Origin of the sequence: Ensifer sp. ENS07, from assembly GCF_014852185.1 — a bacterium.
Taxonomy (GTDB): Bacteria; Pseudomonadota; Alphaproteobacteria; order Rhizobiales; family Rhizobiaceae; genus Ensifer; species Ensifer adhaerens.
The window spans coordinates 1,027,341-1,047,767 of record NZ_JACVBE010000001.1 but is presented as its reverse complement, the minus strand read 5'-3'; the positions used below and the strand labels follow the sequence as shown (position 1 = coordinate 1,047,767).

The following is a 20,427-nucleotide window of genomic DNA, read 5'->3' as shown; positions in this document are numbered from 1 at the left end:
ATTGAATAAAATTGTCTGCATTCTCATTCTGGCAAAGCCAGAGCCGTGCGTTTCCAGAAGTTCGAAACCATCGCAGGGTCGCGCAACGTTTCGATCTTTCTCCAGAAAGGAAAAGATTTTTCAAAGACTTGTGGGCTCATGCGGGCATCCTTGTACGGATTGATCGCACCGCCGGCCTCGATTACGATGCGATCGAGCGCATCGAGCAGCTTTACTGTCCGTTCACCTTGATTGGCGAAGTCCAGCGTCAAAGTAAAACCGGGACGCGGGAAGGACAGGATGCCCCGGGAGCCGATGTCGGCGAAACGCTTCAGGATCGTCAGAAACGACGCATGGCCGGCCTGGCGGGCGGTTTCCATGAGCTTGGCCGTGATCTCCGGTGCGTTTTCAGCGGGATAGACGCTCTGATGCTGGTAGAGCCCGCGCGGGCCATAGAGCCGGTTCCAGGCGCCGATCGCATCCAGCGGATAGAAATAAGACGTCCAGGGAACGGTCGTCACCGTCTCGCCCGGCTTCACCTTGCGGAAGTAATACTCGTTGAAGCCTTTGAGCGTTGCCCGGTTGAGCAGGTTGAACGGCGGCGAAAACGGCACGGACAGCTTCAATCCCTTGGGGATGTCGGGCAGTTCGCAGGAACCATCGGCATGATCACCGGCGAGCAGCACCCCCCTGCCCATTCGAGATCCCTTTGCGAGCTGGTCGATCCAGGCGACGGAGTATTCATGCTCGGCATCGACGCCGTCGACGAGGGCAAAGTATTGGTCCAAGTTCTCGAAACGGATCGAGTGCTGCTGCACATGCGGCGACGGCACCTTCATCAACTGGATATCGACGGTGAGGATCAGTCCGGTCAGCCCCATGCCGCCGATGGTCGCGGCGTAGAGTTCCGGGTTTTCGACCGGCGAGCAGGTCAGCCGTTCGCCGGTCGAGCGCAGCAGCGTGAAACGCGTCACGTGATTGCCGAAGGTGCCGCGCGCGTGATGGTTCTTGCCGTGCACGTCGTTGGCGACCGCGCCGCCGACGGTGACAAAGGCCGTGCCAGGCGTCACCGGCAGGAAGAAGCGATGCTCGATCGCCCGTTCCAGCACCTGGCGCAGCGTCACCCCCGCTTCGCAGGTCATCATCCCGGTGCCGGGATCGAAGGCGAGTATCCGGCCGTGAAGGTTGCTTTCGATCAGCATACCGCGATCGTTGTGGCAGCTGTCGCCGTAGCTGCGTCCGTTGCCGAAAGGCAGATAGCCTTCGGACTCAAGGCTGCCGAGCCGGTCTTCATAGTCGTCAGGCGAAATTCCAGGCCGCACGCGATTGTCGATGCGGCCCCAGCTTTCATGGTCTTGCAGGGTCATTGCGGCCCGATGGCTCCAAATAGGATCAGCAGCGCGCCGATCAGCATGGTCAGTTGGCTGCGCCAGTCGCGCATGATGAAGACGACCGGATCCTCATGCAGCATGCCGCGGCGTGCAAGCATCCAGATGCGCAGCAACATATAGAGCACCAGCGGGCAGAGTGGCCACAACGCCCAGGGCGTGGTGTACATCTCCTGCAGTTCCTTGCTGTGCACGTAGAGCGCCAGAACCAGGGCCGAGGTGAAGGCGGAGGCAACGCCGGCCTGGCCGACCATCTCGAAGTCGACAGCGAGATAGCCACGCCCCGGCACGTTGCCACCGTCCTTGTCCTCGAATTCGTGCAGCTCGACGTAACGCTTCACCAGCGCGAGGCTCAGGAAGAAGAAGATCGCAAAGGACACCAGCCAGAAGGACAGTTCCGTGCCGGTCGCGGCCGCACCAGCGACGATGCGTGTGGTGTAGAGGCCGGCGAGCGTGAACACGTCGACGAGCAGCTTGCGCTTCAGCACGAAGGTATAGGCCGTCGTCGCGCAGGCGTAGAAGGCGAGCACCCCGGCAAACTTCCAGGGCAACAGAAGGGTCAGCGCCACGGACGCGATGATGAGGCAGCCTGCAAGCACCAGCGCTGTCGGCACGGACATCTGGCCGCTCGCGAGCGGCCGGTAACGTTTCTTCGCATGGCGGCGATCGTTGGCAAGGTCCGAGAGATCGTTGATGACGTAGACGGCGGATGCGAGGAAGCTGAAGGCAAAGAAGGCGATGATGACGCTGACGATCGCATCGAAATGCAGCACCTCGTGGTTGAGGATCATCGGCACGCCGATGAGCACGTTTTTCGCCCATTGATGCACGCGGATCGACTTCAGCGGCGCAAGCGCGCTGACCTTGCCGGTATCGAGCCGTTCGGCATCATGGTTGCGACGCCATTTTTCCGCGGCCGCATCGGGCGAGACCACGATCGCGCGGCGTGCCACCTCAAAGACGGCGATATCGTCACGGCTGTTGCCCATGTAGTCGAAGGCGCCGTCGCCGTACCGCTCTACCAGCGCCCGGCGCTTGTTGCTGCTCGTCAGGTTGAGCGCGTCGGTCGAATGCATGACCGAGGAGAACATGCCGACATGGGCGGCAATGTCGTTTGCAACGGACGGTGCTGCGCCGGTCACGAGCACGAGTTCGCGCCCGCTCTTCTTTTCCTCCATGAGCCGGTCGATGACGGCCTGCCGATAAGGCCAGTCTTCCGCACGGCGGCCGGATCTAAGGGCCACTTCGTGCTTCAGCCGTGCCTTACCTTTTGCCAGCCAGACCAGCATCGGAAACAGCATGAGCGGATTGCGCAACAGAATGATCGCAGCACCTTCCCACAGCGTGTCGGCGGCCAGCAAAGTGCCGTCCAGATCCACACACAGCGGTATGTGCCGTGTCTCGGTGCGCGCGTCCATGAAGTCCATCCCAGCCATAGTTGCCGGCATCATGGCGCCTTCAACTTTCCAGAGTGGAAACGCGGGAAGAAGCGCTGCCTGGAAATTGCCGTGCTGGTTAACAAATGCCGAGTAGGAAGGAGTGGCCTTAGCGGCTGCCGATCCAGTTCAGGGCATCGCTCCAATCGGTCATGCGAACAGGCGTTCCATGCGATCCGGTCTCAAACAGCACGAAGCGCGTCGGATAGCCTTTCGACTTGAGCGCGGTGTAAAGCGCCTTCTGGCTTTCGGCCGGGTAAACGCTGTCGCGGCTGCCATGGCTGAAAAAGATCGGCAGTTTCGCTTTGAAGGCAGCGCTCTTCGAAAAATCGGGATCACTGACGCCGCCCATGACCATCATGCCGGAGAGTGCTGCGACGGCGGAGGCGTCGCGCGAGACACCCCAGCAGATGAAGCTTCCCATCGAGGCGCAGGCGAGCACGACCGGACGGCCTCCGGAACGTTCGGACGCGTATCGAACCAGGCCGGCGATATCGGCGGCACCTGCCGTATCGAAGGAGCGGACGCTCGGGGCGTAATAGACGCCGCCATTGGCGACGGCGAGGTTCTTCAGCCGGTTGAAGTTTCCACCGAAGGAAAAGTCGTTGGCACCGAGCCGACGGTCGCCGCCGCGGCCATGGATGAAGATGACCGAGAAGCTGGCGCCGCGATCGGGGCCGACACGGGTCACGTCGAGCGCGCGGCCACCGATATCGAGCGTTTCATTGACCTGCTCGTTCTTCACGCCAAGCGACACATAGGCGCGCTTCACCCGGCGTTCCGGGATTTCGTCGCGTTCGTTGATATCCCGCAGTTCCTGGTAGTCGACCGTCAGGTCGTCACCACCATCCTCCTGGTCGAGCACCTTGGCATAGGAGAACAGATCGTCCTTGTAGGGCTTGAGCGTCTGCGCCTCTGCCGGCGAGGCGGCAATTGCCAAGGCTAGGGCGAACAGGCAGGCACGAAACGGAAAAACAACTGTGGACACGGCCAAATGACGGGCTCCCTCTTTCGCCGCAAGCCTTGCCATTGGCCGCACCGCAAAGCAACACTTGGCCCGAAACACGGCCGTTCGTGCGAAAAATCATCGGCGGCCGGCGCCAGAAATTCTCCTTTTGTTCGCGTATCCTGTGAGAGTCTGGCAGAATTCAGGTGATTCGACCGCCGGGGGATGGCGGCAGAGCCTGGGGCTTGCTATGGCCTCTGGCATTCCCGAACGACAGGAACGATCCGAACGGCCCCATGGACGACAACAGCGACCTCTTCTCAATGCCCGAGCAACCGAAGGCCGTACAGCCGAGCGCCAAGCCGGCCGTGGCTGCAGCCCCCATCGCGCGCGAAGAGCCGCGCCCTGCCCCGAAAGGCAGCGATGGCAGCGATTACGATGCGTCGGCGATCGAGGTGCTCGAGGGCCTTGAGCCGGTCCGTCGTCGTCCGGGCATGTATATCGGCGGCACCGACGAGAAGGCGCTGCACCATCTCTTTGCCGAAGTCATCGACAACTCGATGGACGAAGCGGTCGCCGGCCATGCGAACTTCATCGAGGTCCATCTCGACGCGGACGGGTTCCTGACAGTCACCGACAACGGCCGCGGCATCCCGGTCGAAAACCATCCGAAATTCCCCGGCAAGTCGACGCTCGAAGTCGTCATGACGGTGCTCCATGCCGGCGGCAAGTTCGATGGCAAGGCCTACGAGACCTCGGGCGGTTTGCACGGCGTCGGCGTTTCCGTCGTCAACGCACTCTCCGACGCGCTCGAAGTCGAGGTCGCCCGCAATCGCAAGCTCTATCGCCAGCGCTTCTCCCGAGGCATTCCGCAGGGCGGGCTCGAGGAACTCGGCGACGTGCACAATCGCCGCGGCACGCGCGTCCGCTTCCATCCGGACCCGGATATTTTCGGACCGCACGCGCATTTCGAGCCCGGCCGGCTTTTCCGCATGGCGCGCTCGAAAGCCTATCTCTTCGGTGGCGTCGAGATCCGCTGGTCCTGCGATCCGTCATTGCTGCAGGAAGGTTCGGAGATCCCGGACAAGGCCGTCTTTCACTTCCCTGGCGGCCTGAAGGACTATCTGGCGGCGACGCTCGGCAAGGAATTCACCGTTACCCGCGAGATCTTTGCCGGCAAATCGGAGAAGGCCAACGGTCACGGTTCGCTCGAATGGGCGGTCACCTGGTATGGCGGCGACCAGCAGGTTCATTCCTACTGCAACACCATTCCGACGCCTGAGGGCGGTACGCACGAGGCGGGCTTCCGCATCGCGCTGACCAAGGGACTGAAGAACTATGCCGAGCTGAAGCAGAACAAGCGTGCAGCGCTCATCACCACGGATGACGTGATGATCTCGGCCGCCGGCATGCTGTCCGTGTTCATCCGCGAACCGGAATTCGTCGGCCAGACCAAGGACAAGCTAGCGACAGTCGAAGCACAACGCATCGTCGAAAATGCGCTGCGTGACCCCTTCGACCACTACCTTACCGACAATCCGGCCGAGGCCGACAAGCTGCTCGACTGGGTGGTCGAGCGCGCCGAGGAGCGCGTGCGCCGGCGCAAGGAAAAGGAAGTCAACCGCAAGACGGCCGTGCGCAAGCTGCGCCTGCCCGGCAAGCTTGCCGACTGCTCGCAGAACACCGCTGAAGGCGCCGAACTCTTCATCGTCGAAGGGGACTCGGCGGGCGGCTCGGCGAAGCAGGCGCGCAACCGCGCCAACCAGGCGATCCTGCCCTTGCGCGGCAAGATCCTCAACGTGGCGAGCGCTGGTCGAGAAAAGCTCGGCGCCAACCAGCAGATTGCCGACCTCATCCAGGCGCTTGGCTGCGGCACCCGCAGCAAGTACCGGGAAGAGGATCTGCGCTACGAGCGCATCGTCGTCATGACCGACGCCGACGTCGACGGCGCGCATATCGCCTCGCTGCTGATCACCTTCTTCTACCAGGAGATGCCCGAACTGATCCGCGGCGGTCACCTCTATCTCGCCGTGCCGCCGCTCTATCGCATCAGCCAGGGCGCAAGGACGCTCTATGCCCGCGACGACGCGCACCGCGAGGAGCTGATGCGCACCGAGTTTGCCGGTCGCGGCAAGGTCGAGATCGGCCGCTTCAAAGGTCTCGGTGAGATGCTGCCGGCGCAGCTCAAGGAAACGACAATGGATCCGAAGTTCCGCACGCTGCTCAAGGTCGAGATCGACGATGTCGATTTCGAGGGCACGCGCGAAGCGGTCGACAACCTGATGGGCACGAAGGCGGATGCCCGCTTCCGCTTCATCCAGGAGCGCGCTGTCTTTGCGGACAACCTGGACATCTGAGCCGGCTTTCTGCCGGCAAGCAGGATCACAATAATCCATACAGAAACGGCGGCTCACAGGCCGCCGTTTCTGTATTCAGGGTTTGAAGGCCGCTCGAGCTTACGCAACGTGAACGGGCTTCTCCATGAAGAGGCTCAGCGGATCCGGCTGATACCCCCCGAACGGCGGGCGCTCGACGTAGCCGGCCGCCTTGTAAAGGCCTATCGCTTCGGGCTGATAGATGCCTGTTTCGAGGCGGATTGCCACCAGTCCGAGTTGCGCCGCGCGCACCTCCAGCGCCTGCAGCAACAACTTACCGACCCTCAGCCCCCTCGCCTCGGGATCGACGAACATGCGCTTGATTTCCGCAGTCCCGTCACCGGCATCAACCAGGGCGCAGCAGCCGATGGTATCGCCGCCACGCCGTGCGACGAAGAACGATACCTCCGGCTTTTCCAGGTTCGACAGATCGACCATGTGATTGCTCTCGGCGGGGTAGAGCGAGGCGGCGTAGGCGTCAGAGAGTTCCAGGAGACGCAGAACTTCAGCTTGGCGCGGCGTCTCCTGGGCTATGATTACGGCAGGCAATCGGTCGTCCTTTTCATTCAGGCATGGTTTTGCGCCAAACTACCGCCGGCCTACGCCCGGACCAATACGTCAAATGGCGCAGGCTCGTATGCCTCCCCATCAATCCGCCTAACAGGCTGAAACAATTTGTTCCGCGCTGCCGGCAGCATCGCCCTATTTCGAGGAGAATCATGCAGGCATAGGTTGATCCACCACAACCTGCAAAGACGATGGGAATGCGATGCAAGCGGCGCTGATAGTCATGACCATTCTCGGCTGCGACCACGACGTCAGCCAATGCCAGTACATCTCGACGGTCAACGGCAGTTGGCCATCGATCGCGCAGTGCGACACGGCTTCGAACGCGCAACTGCCGAAGTTTTCCAATGCGAACTATCCGGTCGTCGTTGCGGTATGCGAGAGCTCGGCGCCCAGCGTCGCCGAAATCCCCGCGCCGCCACCGGGCGCCCAGCAGAACCAGGCGCTGCCCGTTCCGGCAGCGGAGCCGGAACCCGAGCAAGGATTGCCGAAACGCACGCTGGCTTTCCTGTCGGGCGCCATCCCCGATCGGGAGAAGCTGAAGACCATCGTCACGAAGCCGGTGCGCTATGTCGAAGATGGCTATTCCTGGGTCGCGCGCCGCTTTACCGACTGACGCGCCAAGCACGCCTCAGACGAGGCCGGCCGAAATCAGGCTGTTCGCCGAGGCCACGACGGCCTCTTCGGCAGAGCGCGGCTGCCACCCGAGAACACGGCGCGCCTTTTCGTTGGAAATGCGGGGGTCATGCCCGAGTTCGCGCACGATGAGGCGCAGGCCCGCATCGAAGGGGGCGGCAAGCCCTGCCAGCCAATTGGGCAGCACGAACCTCGGAAGCCTGCCCGCATGTTCAGGGAACCTGCGCCGGAGGATGGCCGTGATATCCGCAAGGGAAAGCGCCTCTCCCGCAATCAGGAAACGCTCGCCTGCCGCTGCGGCGACGCTTAAGGCCTGCACATGCGCATCCGCCACGTCGCGGACGTCGACAACCGGCACGGCGAACTTCGGCAAGGCGGGATAGTTCCCCTTGAGCAGGCTGCGCACCACGGCGACGGATGTGCCGATCTCATGGCCAAGAACCGGCCCGAGGACCATTCCGGGATTGATGACCACAAGCTCCAGGCCGCTGTCAGCCGCATAGTCCCAGGCCGCGCGTTCGGCGAAGGTCTTGGAGCGGTAGTAGGGTGTCGCAAGCGATGACTGCGGATCGGTCCAATCGTCCTCCGTAAACGGCGCGCGCCCTGCCCCGTAGATGACCGCGGCGACCGACGACGTGAGCACGACGCGTTTGGCACCGGCCGCATGGGCTGCCCTGAGCACACGCAGCGTGCCGTCACGGGCCGGCCCGATCAGGTCATCTTCATTGGCAGGCAAGCGAGCCGGAAATGGCGAGGCGGTGTGGACGACGTAGGAAACCTCGGCAAAGGCCTCAGCCCAGCCCCGCTCCTTCAGGAGATCCGCCTCTCCAAACGTCAGGCGCGCGGCATCCGTACCACCGGCCGCGCGAATGGATCGCTCGATCTCCTCGGCGCGCCCGAGCGCGCGAACCGTGCCGTGCACAGGATAACCTTCGCGCAGCAAGGCGAGCGCGACGTGCCGTCCGACAAAACCGCCGATTCCGGTCACGGCAACGGTCGCGGTCCTCGCGTTCATGGGTCCATTCCTCGCTAAAGCGGGTCGCGATCAGGCGGCCTGGCGTGCGGCAAGTTCCGCGTAGTCACGGGCCGACTGGCGTTCCTCGGCGAATGCCAGGCGCTCGAGCAGATCGATCATCGCTGCGTCGGTCGGCGATGTTGCCCGTCCACGTCGCAGGCGCACGAGCAGTTCTGCCGAGACCGTCGCGTGGCCGCCGATTGAACCCGGCCCGTCCTGACGCCACAGGAGGACCGCTGTCGCAAACGTCTCGCTGACGTCGCGGCCGAGCCCGGCGCTTTCGAACAGGGCACGGATCGAGTGGACGCGCCCACCGGACAGGATGGAACGCACGCGTTTTTCGCTGACGCCGGAGAGGTCGACGATTGCGGCCGAGAAAAACTCTGCACGGCCGGTCACGAGCGCATGCAGCAGGAAGGCGGGCGTCAGGCGGCCGGTCTCGCGCAGATGCGTGACGAGGTCCGGCAGCTCCTCGACGGCCGTCGTTCCAACCATGCCGACGGCGGCGATATCGCAGGCTTCGCGGGTGACCCGCTGCACGCGACCTTCTCCAATCGTCACCTGTACGAGGCCGAAGGCGGCAAGTGCTGCACCGACTTCTTCGACAAGCGCGTGGCGGGCGGCACTCGGCAGGTCGTTGCGCGCAAGAAGCAGGTCACGAACCGAAGCCGAATGGCCAAGACGCTCGGCAATGCGCTTCAGCGAACGGCGCGACAGACGAGCGCCGGGGTTTTCGAGCAGGATCAGCATTTCGTCTTCGTCGCCGATTTCGGCGATCGCAGCGGCGACCCCGCGCGAAACGAAACTGCGCGCCGCGATCAGCGCGCGGGTCTCCAGCGTTCCCCGAGCCGCGAGGTCGACCAGGTCGTCGTCGGTCAGGACGGGAGAATGCGAAACGACGAGATAGGCAATTTCAGGCTGGTCCCCGGCAAGACCAAGAATGATGGCGCGCGGCACGGAAGAGCAACCGCAAAGGACTTCGGCCAAGGCAAGGCGAACTTTGGGCGACGGATCGTCCAGCAGGAAGGTCATCGCCATCTCGGCGGCGCGACGATCGAGGCCATTCAGTTGCGCCTCGACATAGGCGCGGCCGAGCGCGCTGGCGGCGCGAATGCGTTCGCCTGTTCTCGCCGTTTCCACCCAGCGAAGAAATGCTTGTATGATCACCTACGCCCCACTAGACCACGCCAATGCCACCGATGTTCTAAGCCTAGCGAGCAAAGGTTTAAGATTGGTTCACCATGTCTGTTAACCGCCTCCAAACCATAAGGCCGCTGCTGTTTGCGGACGACGACGCGCTTAGCCTGGACGTGAGCGTTCTCAACACATTGGCTGGGCTGATCCTGACTGCCGGCCTCGGCCACGAAACGCGTCTTGGCCTCGCCCGGATGGAAGGACGCGATCTCGCGCTGCTCGCCTGTGTGGAACCGGTCGGGCTGCTCCATGAAGACGACGTACACTGGCTGCTTGATAGCGGCATCGATGGCGTCGTGCTTACCGGATGCCGCGGCCGCGCGGACATACAGAAGCTCGACGTGATGCTGCGGGTTGCCGAAGCAAGGATTGGCCTTCCAGCCAATCGCACCCGGATTTACGCCGAATACGGCGCAGCACCCGAAGGCCTGCTGTCGCCGCACACACTGGCGGGGTGCTCGCAGCGACTAGAAGGATTGATCTTCAACGGCTCGGCGCTGGCAAAGGCAGTCGGCTGCAAGGAGCCGGCGAGTGCCGCGCATCAGGGCGTGGCCGCGCCCGTGCTCGCGGGTCGCGCCAATGTGGTGCTAAGGGCCCATGAGGCCGGCATCCGCGCCTATGAGGTGCTGCCGCCCACCGCCGATGCGGCAGCCACACGCTGGGCGCTTTCACAAAGCAGGAACGACGGATTCGCTTCGGTCGTCTGCCGCTCGCCCGAGCAAGCAGTCATCGCCGGCAGCCTATGACGCCGAGCCGGCGCGGTAACCGTCAGCGCGTCGGGCGGGTCATCTGGAAGACGTCGCCGCCGTCGCAATAGTCCATGTAGCCGAGGCGGGCGAGCGGCTTGACCGTCGCCATGTCGAAACGGCCATCGCGGATCGCGTCTTCGCGAATGTGGATGCCGACGACCTGGCCGATGACGACGTAGTTGTCGGACAATGCACCATCCAGATCCTTGGGCTGGAACATCTCGGTCATCCGGCATTCGAGCGCGGCATAGGCTTCACCGACGAACGGCGCCCCAACCAGCGCGCCGTCGACCGGCGTCAATCCGGCGATCTCGAATTCGCTCTCGCCATGCGGCGCCGGGATCGACGTCTTGTTGATGGCGGCCGCCAGGTCACGGCTGGCGAAGCTCGCCGTGAACTCGCCGGTTGCCTCGATGTTGCGAACCGAATCCTTATAGCCGCTCGATGAGAACATCACGAGCTTCGGCCGGTCGCTGATGGCATTGAAGAAGGAATAGGGCGCGAGGTTCAGCGCGCCCTCGGCCGACCGCGTGCCAATCCAACCGATCGGCCGCGGCGAAACAATCGCCTTGAAAGGATCATGCGGCAGGCCGTGACTGTTCGAGGTCGTATCGTAAAACATCAGGCTTCCTCGCCAACCCAGGTGACGATCTCGGCCAGCTCCGGCCGCGGCCGCTCCGTCGGTGGCACCATGGCGGTACCGATATGGATGAAGCCGGCAATTTTCTCGCCCGGCTTCACGCCCAGCAGCGGATAGGCGCGCTCGTCGAAAGCATACCACTCAGTCAGCCAGTTGGATGCGTAACCGAGGGCGTTGGCGGCCATCAGCAGGTTGAGGCAGACGGCACCAGCGGACATGACCTGTTCCCATTCCGGGATCTTGAAATGCGGCGCGGCGGTGCTGACGACGGCGACGACCACAGGCGCACGCGACAGGCGGGTTTCCTCCACCTTGATCATCTCTTCCGACAGATCCGGCTTCAGCTCAAGCGCCATTGCCTTCAGCTTGGCGCTGATGCGAACCCTCTCCTCGCCGCGATAGACGATGAAGCGCCAGGGCGCGAGTTTGCCGTGGTCCGGCACGCGCGAAGCAAGCTTCAGCATTTCCTCGACCTCGGCCTTGCCGGGACCGGGACCTCCCATCTGGAAAGCGGGGATGGAGCGACGGGACGTCAGGTAGTCGACGAGCTTAATTTCGGTTTTCATGTCAGATGAATTCCACTAATTTGCCGCCCCACAGGCAGCCACGAAAATGCCATACCGGCGTCCCAAGTGGAGTCACTCAGTCAGGAAGTCAACTGTTCTCATGCGTGCACTCTCTCGTATTTTCCTTCAGACCGGTCTTGCGATCCTTGTCGCCGGCACCGCTACGGGAAATGTGTTCGCAGAGGATGCGACCCAGGCGTTTGAAAGTTTCCCCTCGATCGCCGGCCCGCGCAAGATGCCGAAGCTGACGGGCTTCAGCCCGATGACATCGGATCCGCTGGCGGACGGCACCCTGAAGGATATCAAGCTCGAGGCGCTGCTGACCGAAAAAGGCGGACCGGTCGAGGCCGGGCTCACTTGGCGTGTGTTCAGCCCGATCCCCGGAAGCGACGGCAAGCTGCCGCTTCTCGCAACGTCGGAAGGCGGCTCGACAGCGTTCAATCTGGTACCGGGCGAGTATTTCGTCAATGTCTCCTTTGGACGCGCCTCGGCCACGCGCAAGGTCCGCGTGCCGGAGCAAGGCGCGCTCGACAAGCAGGTGCTGGTGCTCGATGCCGGCGGCATGAAGCTCAATGCCGTCTCCGGCAGCGACGTGCGCATCCCACCGGCCGAACTCAGCTTCGACGTCTATTCCGCCGACACCAAGAGCGACGGCGAACGGGCGCTCATCGTCGAGGACGTCAAGCCGAACACGGTGGTCCGGCTGGGCGCCGGGACCTATCACGTGACCTCCAGCTATGGCGGCACGACCAACGCCTCGACCGCGGCAGACATCCAGGTCGAAGCCGGCAAGCTGACCGAAGCAACCATGCAGCACCGCGCCGCCAAGCTCACGCTCAAGCTGGTTTCGGAACCGGGCGGCGAAGCGATCGCCAACACCGCCTGGACGATCCTCACCTCCGCCGGCGATACGGTGAGCGAAGCCAACGGCGCCTTCCCGACGCAGGTTCTGCTCGAAGGCAGCTATTCCGCCGTGGCGCGCTACAAGGACAAGATCTACGAGCGCGACTTCACCGTGAAGGCCGGCGTCAACATGGACGTGGAAGTACTGCTCAGCAGCGGCGGCAACAATGCGAACACCAATGCGAGCGTCGTGTCGGAAGCACAGGACTGAGCTTCGACGTGACGGAACGCAGTTGACCTGACGTCAGCCTGCCCGTCGCATGAACCGCCGACGCGGCGGCGCCATGGAAAAGACCGCTTCATAGATGCGCGCCAAAAGGTCCTTGCGATCACCACAGGCACCGAGATCCTCGGGCGTGAGAACGCCGCCGATGCGCGCCGCGATCGTCGTTCCCGACAGACGCCGGAATTCGCGGATCAAGAGCGACAGTCTCAGCGTCAGTGAAATCTTGCTCGCCAGATGGAAGAACGGCCCGTTCTGTCCTTCGAAGTAGATCGGGATCACGCTCGCCCGCGCCGCCTGAATGAGCTTTGCCGGAAAGATCTTCCACGGCAGGTCCTCGGCCCGGCCGAAACCCTTCGGCGCGGTCGCCACGCCGCCGGCCGGGAAGATGACGATGGTCACGCCTTCCTTGAGCAGTCGCAGCGCCTCATGGCGCGTCGCCATGTTGACCGCTAGCGCCTCCTTCGTCTCTTCGAACGATACCGGCAGCGAGTAAGGCGCCATTTCCGGCACCTTCAGCAGTTCGTTGTTGATGAGGACGCGGAAGGGACGGCCGAGCTGTTCGGCAAGCGCCAGCACGGCGATGCCGTCGCCGATGCCGAAAGGATGATTGGCGATGATGACGATCGGCGTATCGGGCAGGTTCCGCGGCGGCCACTCGCCTTTTGTCTGCAGCGTCACATCGATGAGCTGCAACATCTCCCCGAAGACGCGCTCGCTCTTGCCGACGATGTCGGACCGCCAGCGCGTATAAAGCTTGGCATAGCGGTTGCGGCCCGACAGGCCTTCCATGGAGCGAATGAACCAGCGCTTCAGGCGCCGGTCGTTCTCATTGGCGTAGGACAGCTCTTTGAACTGCACGGAAATCTCCGATGGATACGATCTTATCCGGATATTCCGCTAATATGACAGTTTGCTGACAAAGCAAGTGCTCGGGGTCTCAACCCCGAGCTTTCTTTTCTGCCTTGCGCTTGAGATCCGGCGCCATGGCTTCGAGCGCAAGCGATGCAATCGCCTCGTCGAGCGACATGGCGGTCTGGGCCTGCGAGCCCAGACGGCGGATGTTGACCGAGCGCTCTTCGGCTTCGCGCTTGCCGCAGACCACTATGACCGGAACCTTCGTGACCGAATGTTCGCGGACCTTGTAGTTGATCTTCTCGTTGCGGAAGTCGGTCTCTACAGTCAGCCCTGCATCACGCAGGAGTTCGGCAACCTCGCGACCGTAGTCGTCGGCTTCCGAAGTGATCGTCGCGACGACGACCTGCAGCGGCGAAACCCAGAGCGGCATGTGGCCGGCGAAGTTCTCGATCAGGATGCCGAGGAAGCGTTCCATCGAGCCGCAGATCGCGCGGTGGATCATCACCGGCTGGCGCTTTTCGGATTCCTTGTCGATGTAGAAGGCACCGAAACGCTCCGGCAGGTTGAAGTCGACCTGGGTCGTGCCGCACTGCCATTCGCGACCGATCGCGTCCTTCAGGGTGTACTCGAACTTCGGACCGTAGAAGGCGCCCTCGCCCGGCAGAATGCCGGTCTTGATTCGGCCTTCCGACTGCGCCTCGATCGTCTTCAAGACGTCCGTCATCACGCTTTCGGCGCGATCCCAGAGCTCGTCGGAACCGACGCGCTTGTCCGGACGGGTGGAGAGCTTGACCACGACTTCCTTGAAGCCGAAGTCCTCGTAGACCGAGAGGATGAGGTCGTTGATGCGCAGGCATTCTTCCGCCATCTGCTCGTCAGTGCAGAAGACATGCGCGTCGTCCTGGGTGAAGCCGCGCACGCGCATCAGCCCGTGCAGGGCGCCCGACGGCTCGTAGCGATGAACGTTGCCGAACTCGGCGAGGCGCACCGGCAGTTCGCGATAGGACTTCAGGCCATGCTTAAAGATCTGGATATGGCCCGGGCAGTTCATCGGCTTCAGCGCAAAGATGCGCTCGTCGTCGGTCTCGTCACCGGCAACGGTCACCTTGAACATGTTGTCCCGGTACCAGCCCCAGTGACCCGAGGTTTCCCAGAGCGACTTGTCGAGCACCTGCGGCGCGTTGACTTCCTGATAGGTGTTGGCGAGCCGGCGACGCATATAGGCAACCAGCGTCTGGAACATGCGCCAGCCCTTGCCATGCCAGAAGACGACGCCCGGGCCTTCTTCCTGGAAATGGAACAGGTCCATTTCGCGGCCGAGGCGACGGTGGTCGCGCTTTTCGGCTTCAGCGAGCACGTGCAGGTACTGGTCGAGCTCTTCCTGGGTGTGCCAGGCGGTGCCGTAAATGCGGGTCAGCATCGCGTTGTTGCTGTCGCCGCGCCAATAGGCGCCGGCCACCTTCATCAGCTTGAAGGCGGTGCCGATCTGGCCGGTCGAGGCCATGTGCGGGCCGCGGCAAAGATCGAACCAGTCGCCCTGATAGTAGATCTTGAGATCCTGCCCTTCGGGGATCGCGTCGACGAGTTCGACCTTGTAGGCCTCGCCCTTGTCGGCAAAAACCTGGCGGGCCTTATCGCGCGACCAGACTTCCTTGGTGAAAGGCTTGTTGCGGGCGATGATCTCCTTCATCCGCTTTTCAATGAGCGGCAGGTCGTCGGGCGTGAAGGGCTCGTTGCGGGCAAAGTCGTAATAGAAGCCGTTGTCGATGACCGGGCCGATGGTCACCTGCGTTCCCGGCCACAGTTCCTGAACGGCCTCCGCCATCACGTGCGCGGCATCGTGGCGGATCAGTTCGAGCGAGCGCTTGTCGTCACGAACGACGATTTCGAGGCGACCATTGGTCACCGGATCGGACAGATCGCGCAGCTCGTCGTCGAGCGCGATCGCAACCGCCTTCTTGGCGAGCGACTTCGAAATCGATTCTGCCACGTCGCGGCCGGTCGTGCCGAAGGGATATTCGCGCACCGAGCCATCAGGAAATGTAAGGGAAACAGGATTCGACATATTGATCTCCTATCCAGTCCCGCCAACGAATGCGGGTGGTATGGTTGACCGGCAGGGCCGGTGAATTGACAATACAGCGTCGCATCCGTCAGACGCGCAGAGATCGCTGTAGTGCTTTGGATTGCTGCGTGTTTTTCCCCGAGCCGGAGGACGACCCGCGGAAACACGCCGTAGCCTGATAAAGGGTTTTCGAAAGTGAGTAAAGGCAAAGGCTGCGGCGGAGGCTAGCTGCGCAGCATCTCGCAAAGCCCCTTCACGGTGTTCCAGTTGCGGAACGTCCCGATGCCCAGCCGCTTGGTAGTCATGGCGCCGAGCAGCTTCGATTCGCTCGCCTTGCCCGGGAAATGCACCCAGAGATCGCCATCGACGATCGCCAGTCGCTCGCCGGCGGTGCAGTAGCGCCGAAGCCCTTCGAGCGCCGCTTCCGTCAAAGGTTCGCGCATCACCCGGACATGAACCTGCGCCGCGTCCGCCTCGCCCTCCTCATGGAAGGGATTGGCTGCGGCAAGCGTCTGCCAATCGGCGCCCGACCGGACAAGAATGTCGACGTGCCGGCCAAACGTCTCGGCAAAGGCCTTCTCAAGCGGCATTTCGAGGTCCCGAGTGGACGTTTGTCCGGTCTGAAACACCAGATTGCCCGTTGCGACCAACGTCCGCGGCGCTTGATAGCCGAGCCCTTCGGCCATCTTCTTGAGGTCAGCCATGACGACCCGGCGGCCGGGCCCGAGAACGATGCTGTAAAGCAAGGCGACGTAGCTGTTCATCATTCCCCTTGTCAGGCGCGCCAGAAATCCGCAGCGCCCGCCGGCAGCCGGGCGAGCACCCGGTCGAGTTTCGCCTCGTCGATGTTGCGACGCAAGGCGCCAGCGACGTCTGCAATGGCGCTGTCCGGGGAAATATTGTGATCCGGGCGCAGCGCCTGTACCTCGCGGGTCATGGCGATGCGACCCGAAAACGGGAGCCGCGGCTCTTCAAGGTCCCACTCGGCAACGAAGATCGCCCGGATGACAGGCGGCAGGATGTCGGCAAACAGAATGGCATCCTCGATATCGAGCCGGCGCCGAAACGTCTGCAGTACCGCCTGGACCATCGTATAGGCCTGGTTCGTCGTCTGCAGCCCGGCCAAGTCGCGGGCATCGAGAAGGAAGCGCTCGAAGTCTAAGGAAGCCTGACGATACTCCATCGGCATGGGCATGGCGGTCATCCAATCTTCGGCCGCGGCCGCCAAAAGCGCCACGGCGCGTACCATACGAGGCGCGGTTCAAGCCGCTCCGGCACAGGATCGAAACCATGCGTTCCGCCCGGCCCGCAGCGCGCCACGCGAAACAGCGTCATCCAGCCTCCGGCCCAGAAGCCATGGCGGGCAATCGCCTCGTAGCCATATTCCGAACAGGTCGGCAGGTGTCGGCACGAATTGCCGATAAAGCTCGAAAGCGTGAGCTGATAGGCGCGGATCAGCGCCATGCCTAAGAGCCGCCCGGGGGTCTTGCGAAAGGGGCCCGACCAGTTTCGGCCACGGACCGCTGGCGCTGCCTTTTCATGTGCAGCGTGCCGGCAATTCGGTTCGCCGCACATCTCAGACGGCCGCGAGCAGTCGCCTGGCCTCGATCTGCTCGATGGCATCGACGACCGCATCGAAGGTTAGCATGGTCGATGCGTGGCGCGCCTTGTAGTCCTTCACCGGACGCAGGAAGCGCATGTCCTCGAAACGGCCCGAAGGCCCCTCACCGTCCGCCTTCAACATAGCCAGCATGTCTTCGCGCGCCTGGCGGATCTCCTCAGCCCCGGCGCCGACGACATGGCGCGCCATGATCGAGGACGACGCCTGGCCGAGCGCGCAGGCTTTGACGTCATGGGCAAAATCGGTGACGACGTCGCCATCCATCTTCAACCAGATATGCACCTTGGAGCCGCACAGCTTGGAATGCGCCGTCGCGTCCGCATCGGCATCGCCGAGCGTCCCGATACGGGGAATGTTGCCGGCGAATTCGAGAATTCGGCTGTTGTAGATGTCATCCATCATTTGACGCGATCCGACTGATTTTTCGCGGTTTTGAGTGATCGACGCATGATTTTCTCCGGTAGACGGGAAAAAAGCACGACGCGACACGCTCCGCCTCTTTCATCTCTGTGGCACCATACTATATGCTATGTCGTGTTGGGGCGACAGTTCCGCAAGAGGAACAATGTCGCCTGTTGTTTGGGAAACCGTGCCGGAAGGTCCAGTGCACTGCTAAGCCAGGACCGGAAAGCCCCGGAGCCCGCCAACGGAACCCAAGCCTGCAGGGTTAGGCGAATGGCCAGTGGCGAGTTGTCCGAAAGATAAAACGTCAAGCAATCCCGTATTGCTAAAAGAGGCCATTATGGATGCCATAGTGAAGAATTTTCCTGTGCTCGACGATGCGAGCGGCCGCCCCACCCAGAAGGAGGCCGAGGAAGCGGTGCGCGTTCTTTTGCGCTGGGCTGGCGAAGACCCGCAGCGCGAGGGACTTTTGGATACGCCCGCGCGCGTGGCCAAGTCCTACCGCGAGCTTTTCAGCGGTTATGATCTGGCTGCCGAAGACGTGCTTGGCCGCACCTTCGAGGAGGTTGCCGGCTACGACGATATGGTGCTCGTCAAGGACATCCCGTTCTATTCGCATTGCGAGCACCACATGGTGCCTATCATCGGCAAGGCGCATGTCGCCTACCTGCCGAACGGGCGCGTGCTCGGCCTGTCGAAGATCGCCCGCGTGGTCGATATTTACGGCCGCCGCCTGCAGACGCAGGAATCGATGACGGCGCAGATCGCCAGGGCGATCGACGAATCGCTCGCCCCGCGCGGCGTTGCCGTGATGATCGAAGCCGAGCATATGTGCATGGCGATGCGCGGCGTGCAGAAGCAAGGCTCGACAACGCTGACGACCACATTTACGGGTACCTTCCAGACGGAACCGGCCGAGCAGGCGCGGTTCATGACGATGATCAGGGGCTTCAAGTAAGGCTCCGACAGACGGAGCCTTTCCATGACGCTCACCTTCGACGCTCCCTCCTCAGACAAGGCCGAACTGGAAACCGGTCCGGCCTTCACTCCCCGTTTTGATGAAAAGGGGCTGATCACCGCCGTCGTCACCGACGTCAGGGACGGCGAGTTGCTGATGGTCGCCCACATGAACGCGGAGGCCCTGGCCCTGACGATCGAGACCGGCGTGGCCCACTACTACAGCCGCTCGCGCAAGAGCCTCTGGAAGAAGGGCGAAAGCTCCGGGAACCTGCAGGCGGTCAAGGAAATCCGCACCGATTGCGACCAGGATGCGATCTGGCTGAAGGTTTCCGTCGCCGGCCACGACGCGACCTGCCATACCGGCCGCCGCTCCTGTTTCTACCGCACCGTCGGCACCGAAGACGGCAAGGCCTCGGTCAAAATCACCGACGACCACAGGCATTTCGACCCCGCCGAGATCTATGATAAAAATTAAGCATCGCGCATCTTTTTGGCGCGGGTGCATGCTATATTTATATTTTGGAAACCAACCGGGCGCCTAATCCTTAAGCAGGGATGCGGCGCAATCGGAACGATCTCGTTCCAAACTGTATTGCAAACTGTATCCAATGTTTATCGGTCGTGCCGCAATCGTCGGTGGGATCGGTGATATACCTTAGACAAAGGTGCCAGTCTTTCAGCAATGAAGCGGACAAGGCCAGCACCGGCGCCGGCTTGGCGGAGCCTCCCCAGGACGCGCGCATGAAATTGCCTCTCTCCAGGATCAATCCCGACCCCTGGAAGTTTAGTCAGCGATGAATTGCCACAGCGACCTTCGCGCATTCTCATCGACGTGTCGCGCTGCGGAGTATTCGGCGGTGTTGGAGGTGCCGGATGTTGAATTGGACGTTTACGCGTAACAATCAGATTACGGATCTGTCCGGACCGGACGGAACATCGATTTCGACAACGCCACCTGAACCGGCGCCACCTCCGCAAAAACCGAAGATCGCAATCGCGCTTGGCGGCGGTGCCGCGCGCGGCTGGGCCCATATCGGCGTGCTGCGCGCGCTCGACGAAGAAGGCATCGAAGTCGGCATGATCGCCGGCACCTCGATCGGCGCGCTCGTCGGTGGCTGCTATCTTGCCGGCAAGCTCGACGAACTCGAAGCCTTCGCCCGCTCCCTCACCGTACGCCGGATCGCCGGCCTGCTCGATTTCGCCATCGGCGGCGGCGGCCTTTTCGGCGGCCTGCGGCTCACCAAGCGCATGCAGGAGCATCTGGAAGGCCTCAGCATCGAAGGCCTCGACAGGCCGTTCATTGCCGTTGCAACGGAAGTTCACAGCGGCCACGAGGTGTGGCTTGAAAAGGGATCGCTGATCACCGCGATCCGGGCTTCCTACGCCCTGCCCGGCATCTTCGAGCCGATCAAGGCGAATGGACGCTTGCTGATCGATGGCGCGCTCGTCAATCCGGTTCCGGTTTCGGTGTGTCGCGCCCATGAGCAGCAACTCGTCGTCGCGGTGAACCTCAACTACGATCTCTATGGCCGCTCGGCCGTCGTCAAACACAGCGCCGGTGCTGAATCCTTGGATGCGCCCGCCAAGGAAGCGCCGCACCAGTCGCGCCTCGGCATGACCAGCGTCATGGTCCAGGCTTTCAACATCATCCAGGACCGGATTTCCCGCGCCCGGCTTGCCGGCGACCCGCCGGACCTGGCGCTGCACCCGAAACTCAACGACATAGGTCTTTCGGAATTCCACCGCGCGGGCGAGGCCATCGATCGCGGCTACCACGAGGCAAAGGCGAGGCTGGTTGAAATTCGCCGCATGCAGGAAGTGCTCGTTCGCTGACGGAGCGTGCGCGGCATGAAAGCCGCGATACGCAGCGGCGCACGTTACCGGTCGCCCAAGGTGTACCCTGA

The 20,427-nt window shown here is 62.6% G+C and carries 21 protein-coding genes; 7 read left to right on the top strand and 14 right to left on the bottom strand.

Annotation, left to right across the window (positions count from 1 at the left end):
* Positions 1–23: 23 nt before the first annotated feature.
* The 3 genes from IB277_RS05295 to IB277_RS05285 all read right to left on the bottom strand — a co-directional run bounded on the left by IB277_RS05295 (position 24) and on the right by IB277_RS05285 (position 3,833).
* Positions 24–1,346, bottom strand: coding sequence for an FAD-binding oxidoreductase (locus IB277_RS05295; RefSeq protein WP_090295747.1), 1,323 nt, complete (start codon positions 1,344–1,346; stop codon positions 24–26).
* Positions 1,343–2,785 carry a UbiA family prenyltransferase gene (locus IB277_RS05290; RefSeq protein WP_090295807.1) on the bottom strand — a complete coding sequence of 481 codons (1,443 nt, stop codon included), beginning with the start codon at positions 2,783–2,785 and terminating at the stop codon, positions 1,343–1,345. Before IB277_RS05290 ends, IB277_RS05295 begins: the two co-directional genes overlap by 4 nt.
* 127 nt (positions 2,786–2,912) lie before the next feature.
* Positions 2,913–3,833: an alpha/beta hydrolase gene (locus IB277_RS05285; protein WP_090295750.1), complete on the bottom strand. Its 921-nt coding sequence runs from the start codon at positions 3,831–3,833 to the stop codon at positions 2,913–2,915.
* A gap of 212 nt (positions 3,834–4,045) precedes the next feature.
* Here IB277_RS05285 and parE point away from each other — a divergent pair, with 212 nt between their 5' ends.
* The gene (parE, locus tag IB277_RS05280) at positions 4,046–6,106 is read left to right on the top strand and encodes a DNA topoisomerase IV subunit B (protein WP_034795915.1); all 2,061 of its coding nucleotides are present in this window, start codon (positions 4,046–4,048) and stop codon (positions 6,104–6,106) included.
* 99 nt (positions 6,107–6,205) lie between these two features.
* Here parE and IB277_RS05275 read toward each other — a convergent pair whose 3' ends face one another.
* Positions 6,206–6,673 (bottom strand): GNAT family N-acetyltransferase, encoded by a 468-nt coding sequence (locus IB277_RS05275; RefSeq protein ID WP_090295753.1) that lies wholly within the window; start codon positions 6,671–6,673, stop codon positions 6,206–6,208.
* 220 nt (positions 6,674–6,893) lie between these two features.
* Here IB277_RS05275 and IB277_RS05270 point away from each other — a divergent pair, with 220 nt between their 5' ends.
* Positions 6,894–7,307 (top strand): hypothetical protein, encoded by a 414-nt coding sequence (locus IB277_RS05270; protein ID WP_034795922.1) that lies wholly within the window; start codon positions 6,894–6,896, stop codon positions 7,305–7,307.
* Positions 7,308–7,322: 15 nt separating this feature from the next.
* On the opposite strand, the gene IB277_RS05265 is transcribed toward IB277_RS05270, so the two are convergent.
* Both IB277_RS05265 and IB277_RS05260 read right to left on the bottom strand, forming a co-directional pair.
* Positions 7,323–8,342, bottom strand: a complete 1,020-nt coding sequence (locus tag IB277_RS05265; RefSeq protein WP_090295755.1) for an aldehyde reductase — start codon at positions 8,340–8,342, stop codon at positions 7,323–7,325.
* A gap of 30 nt (positions 8,343–8,372) precedes the next feature.
* Complete coding sequence (locus IB277_RS05260) at positions 8,373–9,509, bottom strand: DUF2336 domain-containing protein (RefSeq protein WP_090295758.1); 1,137 nt, start codon at positions 9,507–9,509, stop codon at positions 8,373–8,375.
* Between the two features lie 74 nt (positions 9,510–9,583).
* On the opposite strand from IB277_RS05260, the gene IB277_RS05255 reads away from it, so the two are divergent.
* Positions 9,584–10,282 (top strand): hypothetical protein, encoded by a 699-nt coding sequence (locus IB277_RS05255; protein WP_090295761.1) that lies wholly within the window; start codon positions 9,584–9,586, stop codon positions 10,280–10,282.
* Positions 10,283–10,304: 22 nt separating this feature from the next.
* Here the strand turns inward: IB277_RS05255 and IB277_RS05250 are convergent, their stop codons facing one another.
* Both IB277_RS05250 and IB277_RS05245 read right to left on the bottom strand, forming a co-directional pair.
* On the bottom strand, positions 10,305–10,907 hold the full coding sequence (locus IB277_RS05250) for a flavin reductase family protein (protein WP_034795932.1): 603 nt from the start codon (positions 10,905–10,907) through the stop codon (positions 10,305–10,307).
* Positions 10,907–11,491, bottom strand: coding sequence for a nitroreductase (locus tag IB277_RS05245; RefSeq protein WP_034795936.1), 585 nt, complete (start codon positions 11,489–11,491; stop codon positions 10,907–10,909). The genes IB277_RS05250 and IB277_RS05245 overlap by 1 nt, the downstream gene beginning before the upstream one ends.
* Before the next feature lie 100 nt (positions 11,492–11,591).
* Here IB277_RS05245 and IB277_RS05240 point away from each other — a divergent pair, with 100 nt between their 5' ends.
* Entirely contained in the window at positions 11,592–12,605 is a 1,014-nt protein-coding gene (locus IB277_RS05240; protein WP_060516851.1) for a hypothetical protein, read from the top strand.
* Positions 12,606–12,638: 33 nt separating this feature from the next.
* Here IB277_RS05240 and IB277_RS05235 read toward each other — a convergent pair whose 3' ends face one another.
* The 6 genes from IB277_RS05235 to IB277_RS05210 all read right to left on the bottom strand — a co-directional run bounded on the left by IB277_RS05235 (position 12,639) and on the right by IB277_RS05210 (position 17,563).
* Positions 12,639–13,478 (bottom strand): lysophospholipid acyltransferase family protein, encoded by an 840-nt coding sequence (locus IB277_RS05235; RefSeq protein WP_060516850.1) that lies wholly within the window; start codon positions 13,476–13,478, stop codon positions 12,639–12,641.
* A gap of 79 nt (positions 13,479–13,557) precedes the next feature.
* Positions 13,558–15,540, bottom strand: coding sequence for a threonine--tRNA ligase (gene thrS, locus IB277_RS05230; RefSeq protein ID WP_060582497.1), 1,983 nt, complete (start codon positions 15,538–15,540; stop codon positions 13,558–13,560).
* A 224-nt stretch (positions 15,541–15,764) separates the two neighbouring features.
* Complete coding sequence (locus tag IB277_RS05225; protein WP_090295809.1) at positions 15,765–16,304, bottom strand: DUF1697 domain-containing protein; 540 nt, start codon at positions 16,302–16,304, stop codon at positions 15,765–15,767.
* Positions 16,305–16,315: 11 nt separating this feature from the next.
* On the bottom strand, positions 16,316–16,744 hold the full coding sequence (locus IB277_RS05220; RefSeq protein WP_060516848.1) for a DUF2267 domain-containing protein: 429 nt from the start codon (positions 16,742–16,744) through the stop codon (positions 16,316–16,318).
* Positions 16,741–17,115: a membrane protein insertion efficiency factor YidD gene (gene yidD / locus IB277_RS05215; protein WP_089044573.1), complete on the bottom strand. Its 375-nt coding sequence runs from the start codon at positions 17,113–17,115 to the stop codon at positions 16,741–16,743. Before yidD ends, IB277_RS05220 begins: the two co-directional genes overlap by 4 nt.
* A gap of 1 nt (position 17,116) precedes the next feature.
* The gene (locus IB277_RS05210; RefSeq protein WP_034795955.1) at positions 17,117–17,563 is read right to left on the bottom strand and encodes an iron-sulfur cluster assembly scaffold protein; all 447 of its coding nucleotides are present in this window, start codon (positions 17,561–17,563) and stop codon (positions 17,117–17,119) included.
* Between the two features lie 340 nt (positions 17,564–17,903).
* Between IB277_RS05210 and folE the strand changes: the two genes are divergently transcribed.
* From folE to IB277_RS05195, 3 genes are all read left to right on the top strand, one after another.
* Complete coding sequence (folE, locus tag IB277_RS05205) at positions 17,904–18,521, top strand: GTP cyclohydrolase I FolE (RefSeq protein WP_034795957.1); 618 nt, start codon at positions 17,904–17,906, stop codon at positions 18,519–18,521.
* A 24-nt stretch (positions 18,522–18,545) separates the two neighbouring features.
* Entirely contained in the window at positions 18,546–18,998 is a 453-nt protein-coding gene (gene hisI / locus IB277_RS05200; RefSeq protein WP_034795960.1) for a phosphoribosyl-AMP cyclohydrolase, read from the top strand.
* Between the two features lie 398 nt (positions 18,999–19,396).
* The gene (locus IB277_RS05195; protein ID WP_034795962.1) at positions 19,397–20,356 is read left to right on the top strand and encodes a patatin-like phospholipase family protein; all 960 of its coding nucleotides are present in this window, start codon (positions 19,397–19,399) and stop codon (positions 20,354–20,356) included.
* Positions 20,357–20,427 lie beyond the last annotated feature (71 nt).

Bases quoted from the DNA above. Each gene is read 5' to 3' on its own strand.
- IB277_RS05295 (WP_090295747.1), bottom strand. From the start codon at position 1,346: ATGACCCTGCAAGACCATGAAAGCTGGGGCCGCATCGACAATCGCGTG.
- IB277_RS05290 (WP_090295807.1), bottom strand. From the start codon at position 2,785: ATGGACGCGCGCACCGAGACACGGCACATACCGCTGTGTGTGGATCTG.
- IB277_RS05285 (WP_090295750.1), bottom strand. From the start codon at position 3,833: ATGGCAAGGCTTGCGGCGAAAGAGGGAGCCCGTCATTTGGCCGTGTCC.
- parE (WP_034795915.1), top strand. From the start codon at position 4,046: ATGGACGACAACAGCGACCTCTTCTCAATGCCCGAGCAACCGAAGGCC.
- IB277_RS05270 (WP_034795922.1), top strand. From the start codon at position 6,894: ATGCAAGCGGCGCTGATAGTCATGACCATTCTCGGCTGCGACCACGAC.
- IB277_RS05265 (WP_090295755.1), bottom strand. From the start codon at position 8,342: ATGAACGCGAGGACCGCGACCGTTGCCGTGACCGGAATCGGCGGTTTT.
- IB277_RS05255 (WP_090295761.1), top strand. From the start codon at position 9,584: ATGTCTGTTAACCGCCTCCAAACCATAAGGCCGCTGCTGTTTGCGGAC.
- IB277_RS05250 (WP_034795932.1), bottom strand. From the start codon at position 10,907: ATGTTTTACGATACGACCTCGAACAGTCACGGCCTGCCGCATGATCCT.
- IB277_RS05245 (WP_034795936.1), bottom strand. From the start codon at position 11,491: ATGAAAACCGAAATTAAGCTCGTCGACTACCTGACGTCCCGTCGCTCC.
- IB277_RS05240 (WP_060516851.1), top strand. From the start codon at position 11,592: ATGCGTGCACTCTCTCGTATTTTCCTTCAGACCGGTCTTGCGATCCTT.
- thrS (WP_060582497.1), bottom strand. From the start codon at position 15,540: ATGTCGAATCCTGTTTCCCTTACATTTCCTGATGGCTCGGTGCGCGAA.
- IB277_RS05225 (WP_090295809.1), bottom strand. From the start codon at position 16,304: ATGAACAGCTACGTCGCCTTGCTTTACAGCATCGTTCTCGGGCCCGGC.
- IB277_RS05220 (WP_060516848.1), bottom strand. From the start codon at position 16,744: ATGACCGCCATGCCCATGCCGATGGAGTATCGTCAGGCTTCCTTAGAC.
- yidD (WP_089044573.1), bottom strand. From the start codon at position 17,115: ATGTGCGGCGAACCGAATTGCCGGCACGCTGCACATGAAAAGGCAGCG.
- IB277_RS05210 (WP_034795955.1), bottom strand. From the start codon at position 17,563: ATGATGGATGACATCTACAACAGCCGAATTCTCGAATTCGCCGGCAAC.
- folE (WP_034795957.1), top strand. From the start codon at position 17,904: ATGGATGCCATAGTGAAGAATTTTCCTGTGCTCGACGATGCGAGCGGC.
- hisI (WP_034795960.1), top strand. From the start codon at position 18,546: ATGACGCTCACCTTCGACGCTCCCTCCTCAGACAAGGCCGAACTGGAA.
- IB277_RS05195 (WP_034795962.1), top strand. From the start codon at position 19,397: ATGTTGAATTGGACGTTTACGCGTAACAATCAGATTACGGATCTGTCC.